This is a genomic window from Veillonella sp. CAG:933, from assembly GCF_000431435.1.
Lineage (GTDB): Bacteria > Bacillota > Negativicutes > Veillonellales > Veillonellaceae > Veillonella_A.
Genome location: NZ_HF986167.1, coordinates 1 through 5,090, shown reverse-complemented (window position 1 = coordinate 5,090; position 5,090 = coordinate 1). Strand labels below are relative to the sequence as shown.

Below are 5,090 nucleotides of genomic sequence, written 5' to 3'. Positions count from 1 at the left end.
TACCACAAATATGAGATTTTTCATAAGAAATATTTTTCATATATAAAAAATAAAACCGCCCCATAAAGGGGCGTGGTTTCAACCGAATTAATTACTTATGAAAAGCTTTGTAAATTCTATCTCGCATATCTTTCTCCATTTCTATTTAATCTTCAAATCTGGCCATGCCTTCTTCTCTGATACTGAAATGTCCAACATCGCCAATGATAATGCTGTCAACCATAGGAATTCCCATTAATTTTCCAGCTTCGATCAATCTTTGTGTAGCTTGACAATCCATACTTGATGGAGAATCATCTCCTGACGGATGATTGTGGATCATAACAAACTGAGCCGCACCGCTTAGTAGTAAACGAACAAAGATTTCTCTTACTCCACACACTGATCTATAATACTTCCATGCGATATTTCAAATACTCCAAGTACATGATTTTTGCTTGTTAGTCCAAGAATGTATACATATTCTTCTGCTCTCATATCGAGGTGCAGCTTTTCTCTTGCAAAATCTGCAAATTTTTGTGGACTATTGTATTTTTCTTTGACGATTACGTAATGTCCTACTTCTCTCAATACGTTTTTCTTATCGACATCTAATTCCGTTGTGTATTCTTTGATTTTCATAATTTTTCTCCTTATTTTCCATTTTCTTCTGTAAGCAACAAAAGTATAAGCTCTCGTTTTTGTTCAAATGATAACTGATAAGCATTCTTTTTGATCCAGTGATATATCTTCCAATAGTCTGTATCTGCTGTATTATCATCATGTCCATAAATTAGATAATCAGTGCTTACGTGCAGAGCATTTGCGATACTTCCAATGATTTTCCCATTCGGAGTACGATCAGAATTGATATATCGTGAAATAGCTGCTTCTGTAATTCCAATTTTGTGAGCTAATTCTCTTTGCGAAACATTCGATGATTTTAACAATTCAGAAAGACGCTGGCCAAATTCTGAACTAGAATTATTATTTTTTACGATTGTCATTTTCTCTCCTTATTCGTTGATTTTTCTACAAAGATCTTCTCCATAAATGATACTTAAGTGACTACCACTGTCCCAAGAAACCATGATGCTTCCTGCATCATCTACTCCAAATACGGTTCCTTTTGTTCCAATTGGTGGAGCCTGAGTATCGTCCATTTTTACAAGCTCTACACGGCATCCTTCCGGATATCTCTTTCTTAATTTTTCAACAATTTTTTCGTTTGCATATCTCATAAGTCTTCTCCTTTTTAATCGATAAAGACCTTGTAATCTTCGTTAATTGGAAATTGATAATCACTACTATTTGAAAAATGAAATGTTATTTGTTTCAAAACCAGTTTAATGTCATTTTCTTTTCCAATAAAGTCAGCATATGCATGAATTTCTTCAATTTTTGCGTTTTTTAACTTCTCAGCAATTACAGAATCCAAAAAATCTTCTTCATCTTTATGTTTTGAGTAAAAAGAGATATCTTTGAATTCGGCATGAATCTCTTTAAACTCATCCTTTTTATCACTGATTGGATTAAAATGATCATCCCAATCGTATCCATCTCCATTCCAATAATTCAGTACAAGCTCTTCACCTTTCATTGTTCTGAATGTGATACTAGCGAGGGATGGATAATCACAAACAACTGCATTTACAAGAAAATCAAGATTCATGTCAATCATCTTTGTTTTCTCCTTTCACAAATCCTGGCATTGCATGATTAGGAATCCCACCTTTCACAATATCTGGGTTCCAAACACCATGAATCGCATCCAGATTTTTCTTTGCATATTTCTGAATATTGTGATTCAAATATTTGAGCATTTGTTCGACTTCTTTTGGATCCTCTGTAAGGGCAATACGATTTAATTCTCCATTAATGGTGTCTCGCAAAGCATCAATTTCCTTACGCTGTTCCTGAAAAGATACATATTTTCTCATAGCTTTTCTCCTTTTTTAAATTAAAGTAATATTTTCTGTGATGTAGTACCCAAGATCTACAGAAATTGCATCATCTTGATTGATAAGTGCTTCATTTCCATCCTCATGGATCATTCTTGTCAGTTCGTAAATTTTATATCTACTTGCGCCTTCATCGATCAAACGATGCAATGTGTCTTCTAATGCATCTGCTGTAAATTCAGCATCCTCATCTATAATGCAGCCAAAAGTCAGACATGGATCTTCTGCAAATACATATTTCTGGATTTTTTCGCCAGATTCCAATAGATTTTCCAAATGAATGTCTACATGATCTTTTAACCATCCACAAGCTTCTAATAATCTAAAATCATGAAAAGATACCATAAATAAATCATCTTTCATTTTTATCAGATTGCCTGCTTCTTGTAGTTCTTGAATACGAGGATCTTCTTTGTCTAGTGGAAGAAATACAGATGTATTATATTCATCACCATTTACTTCCATAAAATAAAAATCTTCGTCACAGTTCAAACACTGAAGCGGATAGTCTCTATAGGCAGACTCTGTAACTAATGTTGTTCCACATTTTGGACAAATTACTGTTGCTTTGAATTTTAATTTACTTCTTCTCATTTTTACATTTCCTTTCTCTTATCGTCATTTATATTTGCATCTTAAATATGACGGATGGAAGAAAAGATAAAACCAATATATAAAAAGAGGCATTGCTGCCCCTTTAAAAAATAAATTATGAAATTATTTTGTAACGATATTGAATCCATCATGACAGAAATCATAATGAGATGTTAACCATTCAGATACGTCATCTAGGAATTCATCATCATAATCCAGATCTTTAGATGGATCATATTTTGATAGATCGATATCCATGTCCAAAACATCAACTTCATCAGGAAGTTTTGCCCAGACTTTTGCATCTTCGGATGTATCCCATTTGATATTGGTAATCTTGATATTACTCCATGTTCGATCGAAATGATCTCCTGGTTCTTTCAAAAATACTTTTAGAATATCTTCATCATTTACAACGGTATGATGTTCCACGATCCAATCTCCATAAGGAACTTTTGGAAATGGAATATCATCTACGATTCCGTGCCATAAAATATTCATGGTGTTATTATCATAAACAATCACCTTTGTTAATCCACCTGCAAATGTTATGAAACTTGCAAAATTAACGGAATGAACATCTTCTGATAATTCTCGTTCCATGTCTTTTTGATCTCGTTTGACAGTAAATCCAGCTTTCATTAATAAAAGCTGTTCTAAAGAAGCTTCTTTATCTTCGTAAGAACGATTTTTAAATTCATCGATTAACTTTTGTTTTAATATATGCTTCTTTGCGTCTTTTTCTGAAAAACATAGAACCTGTGAAATGCCAAAAAGGTTATTTTCCAATGAAGGAATTCCAAATTCATAAACATCTTCTTTTGGCAGAAAAGTAATATGATAAGGATTTACAACGATATTTCCCTCTTCTGTGATATCACAGATTTCTGCAGGCATGATCGTATATTCAGTTTTTTTCCCATTTATGTAAGCTGCTAATTCACTTTCTTCATGCTCTGCTGTTACAATAAACACAATTTCTCCTACATGAACATTATTTGTCATCTTCATAATTTTTCTCCTTCTCAATAATCTTCATCAACATATGGAAAAGCAGCATCTGTATCGATTCCATACTCTCCACATTTTTGGATGATAGTTTCCAAAATACATTTACTGATATCGATACGTGCATCTTCATCGATTTTAGATACATTCGTGCTGGCATAGTCAGAAAGAATTGTATCCAACAGTTTTCTACATTCATCTTCCATATCATCCCAGTATTCCATATTTTTTTTCTTATCACTTTTTATTCTTAAATTTAGCTTCATTGTTTTCTCCTTCTTAATCTCCAATTGGATAGTAATCTTCGTATCCATCTTCATAGATTGTTACGTCATAATATGTATCCATTCGTCTGGCAACAATGTTTCCATGAGCTTTTTCTAAAGGTGTAAGATGTGGTCTTGATGGAGTAATATATCCTTCCATAAAGCCCAAAGCGATGTCAAAATCATCTGCACCTTGTGCAATTGCCTCGTCTTCTGTGATTACAGTTCCCTCTGGTGGCTTAGTGAATCCCATAACTTTTCGCCTCCTCTTATTTTTCAATAACCAATGTGAAATTTTCATCATATTTGATCGGTAAATCATACGGACTATATTTTGTCTGTCCAGATTCCTGTTTTCGAAAAACAAAACCCATTGATTTAAGGTCAAATTTAATTTCCTCAGGATCCCCTGCAAAATCCGGTATATATAACTGGATTTCTAAGATTGTTGCATCTTTTAAAGCTTTCTTTTTCTTTAAATCTGAAACTGGATTTCCTTCTTCTTCATCATCGAAAAAGACATTCTCATAAAATGTTTCAAATTTTCTCATAGATTTTAAAATGGAATGGGGAGAATTGAATGGTTCAAAAGGCGTATAATGGCTATATTCCCAGTTTAAATCAATCTCTTTTCCATCTTTAGTTAAAATCGTAATATAATCGATTTGAATACATTCATCTACATTTGTTTTTGCTGTTATTGATAAATTTGTCATAATTTTCTCCTTTTTTAAAATACACGAAATTCAAAAATTTTATCAAAAGACTCTTCATCTAAGCAAGGATATTGTTCACGAGTGCGTTTTTTAGCTTCTTCCAATGAAATGTCATAATAATCAGCGACTAGGGCTGGACACTTAATCTCTACCCATGTACTTTCATATTCATGACTTTCATAGTCATTTTTTGTCTTTCGTTTCAATGGGCTTCCAGAAACCTGTGCCTGTGCATCCCTAATATACGCAGGTCGAATAAATACTAAAATTTCTTTTTCTTTCATAATTTGTTTTCCTTTCTCTCAATCGTCATATTTTGTTACATTACAAATATGAAAGATTCAAAATCAAACAATATCTTTATATCAACAACGGACAATTCTTTTGTCACCATAGGACACTTTGTACCCTTTAACTGATTTACCACTTATTGGTGTGCAGATCAGTTAGCAAATCAATGAATTCCTCTTTTGTTGTAATGAAATCACATTTCGAATGAATAAGCTTTTTTGCATCCTTAATCCATTCCTTGTATTCTTCTGATTCTTTGAACCGAAACCATTCAT

At 32.9% G+C, this 5,090-nt stretch carries 12 protein-coding genes; all 12 read right to left on the bottom strand.

Translation table 11 applies throughout. The annotated features are described in order from the left end of the window. Positions 1-145: 145 nt before the first annotated feature. The 12 genes from QZL64_RS03295 to QZL64_RS03240 all read right to left on the bottom strand — a co-directional run bounded on the left by QZL64_RS03295 (position 146) and on the right by QZL64_RS03240 (position 4,808). Positions 146-382, bottom strand: a complete 237-nt coding sequence (locus QZL64_RS03295) for a JAB domain-containing protein (RefSeq protein WP_021840598.1) — start codon at positions 380-382, stop codon at positions 146-148. Next, positions 370-621, bottom strand: a complete 252-nt coding sequence (locus QZL64_RS03290; protein WP_021840597.1) for a DNA repair proteins — start codon at positions 619-621, stop codon at positions 370-372. Before QZL64_RS03290 ends, QZL64_RS03295 begins: the two co-directional genes overlap by 13 nt. 11 nt (positions 622-632) lie before the next feature. After that, positions 633-986: a helix-turn-helix domain-containing protein gene (locus tag QZL64_RS03285; protein ID WP_021840596.1), complete on the bottom strand. Its 354-nt coding sequence runs from the start codon at positions 984-986 to the stop codon at positions 633-635. 9 nt (positions 987-995) lie between these two features. Continuing rightward, positions 996-1,220 (bottom strand): DUF4314 domain-containing protein, encoded by a 225-nt coding sequence (locus QZL64_RS03280; RefSeq protein ID WP_021840595.1) that lies wholly within the window; start codon positions 1,218-1,220, stop codon positions 996-998. Positions 1,221-1,234: 14 nt separating this feature from the next. Beyond that, complete coding sequence (locus tag QZL64_RS03275; protein ID WP_021840594.1) at positions 1,235-1,660, bottom strand: hypothetical protein; 426 nt, start codon at positions 1,658-1,660, stop codon at positions 1,235-1,237. Then, positions 1,653-1,919 (bottom strand): hypothetical protein, encoded by a 267-nt coding sequence (locus tag QZL64_RS03270; RefSeq protein ID WP_021840593.1) that lies wholly within the window; start codon positions 1,917-1,919, stop codon positions 1,653-1,655. Before QZL64_RS03270 ends, QZL64_RS03275 begins: the two co-directional genes overlap by 8 nt. Before the next feature lie 15 nt (positions 1,920-1,934). After that, positions 1,935-2,534 (bottom strand): hypothetical protein, encoded by a 600-nt coding sequence (locus tag QZL64_RS03265; protein WP_021840592.1) that lies wholly within the window; start codon positions 2,532-2,534, stop codon positions 1,935-1,937. Between the two features lie 123 nt (positions 2,535-2,657). Then, a complete protein-coding gene (locus tag QZL64_RS03260; RefSeq protein WP_021840591.1) occupies positions 2,658-3,545 on the bottom strand; it encodes a hypothetical protein in 888 nt (295 codons plus the stop codon). Positions 3,546-3,559: 14 nt separating this feature from the next. Continuing rightward, complete coding sequence (locus QZL64_RS03255; protein WP_021840590.1) at positions 3,560-3,808, bottom strand: hypothetical protein; 249 nt, start codon at positions 3,806-3,808, stop codon at positions 3,560-3,562. Positions 3,809-3,821: 13 nt separating this feature from the next. Further along, the gene (locus tag QZL64_RS03250) at positions 3,822-4,061 is read right to left on the bottom strand and encodes a hypothetical protein (RefSeq protein ID WP_021840589.1); all 240 of its coding nucleotides are present in this window, start codon (positions 4,059-4,061) and stop codon (positions 3,822-3,824) included. Between the two features lie 16 nt (positions 4,062-4,077). Next, entirely contained in the window at positions 4,078-4,524 is a 447-nt protein-coding gene (locus tag QZL64_RS03245; protein WP_021840588.1) for a hypothetical protein, read from the bottom strand. A gap of 14 nt (positions 4,525-4,538) precedes the next feature. Beyond that, complete coding sequence (locus QZL64_RS03240; protein WP_021840587.1) at positions 4,539-4,808, bottom strand: hypothetical protein; 270 nt, start codon at positions 4,806-4,808, stop codon at positions 4,539-4,541. Between the last annotated feature and the right edge of the window lie 282 nt (positions 4,809-5,090).

Bases quoted from the DNA above. Each gene is read 5' to 3' on its own strand.
- QZL64_RS03290 (WP_021840597.1), bottom strand. From the start codon at position 621: ATGAAAATCAAAGAATACACAACGGAATTAGATGTCGATAAGAAAAAC.
- QZL64_RS03285 (WP_021840596.1), bottom strand. From the start codon at position 986: ATGACAATCGTAAAAAATAATAATTCTAGTTCAGAATTTGGCCAGCGT.
- QZL64_RS03280 (WP_021840595.1), bottom strand. From the start codon at position 1,220: ATGAGATATGCAAACGAAAAAATTGTTGAAAAATTAAGAAAGAGATAT.
- QZL64_RS03275 (WP_021840594.1), bottom strand. From the start codon at position 1,660: ATGATTGACATGAATCTTGATTTTCTTGTAAATGCAGTTGTTTGTGAT.
- QZL64_RS03270 (WP_021840593.1), bottom strand. From the start codon at position 1,919: ATGAGAAAATATGTATCTTTTCAGGAACAGCGTAAGGAAATTGATGCT.
- QZL64_RS03265 (WP_021840592.1), bottom strand. From the start codon at position 2,534: ATGAGAAGAAGTAAATTAAAATTCAAAGCAACAGTAATTTGTCCAAAA.
- QZL64_RS03260 (WP_021840591.1), bottom strand. From the start codon at position 3,545: ATGAAGATGACAAATAATGTTCATGTAGGAGAAATTGTGTTTATTGTA.
- QZL64_RS03255 (WP_021840590.1), bottom strand. From the start codon at position 3,808: ATGAAGCTAAATTTAAGAATAAAAAGTGATAAGAAAAAAAATATGGAA.
- QZL64_RS03250 (WP_021840589.1), bottom strand. From the start codon at position 4,061: ATGGGATTCACTAAGCCACCAGAGGGAACTGTAATCACAGAAGACGAG.
- QZL64_RS03245 (WP_021840588.1), bottom strand. From the start codon at position 4,524: ATGACAAATTTATCAATAACAGCAAAAACAAATGTAGATGAATGTATT.
- QZL64_RS03240 (WP_021840587.1), bottom strand. From the start codon at position 4,808: ATGAAAGAAAAAGAAATTTTAGTATTTATTCGACCTGCGTATATTAGG.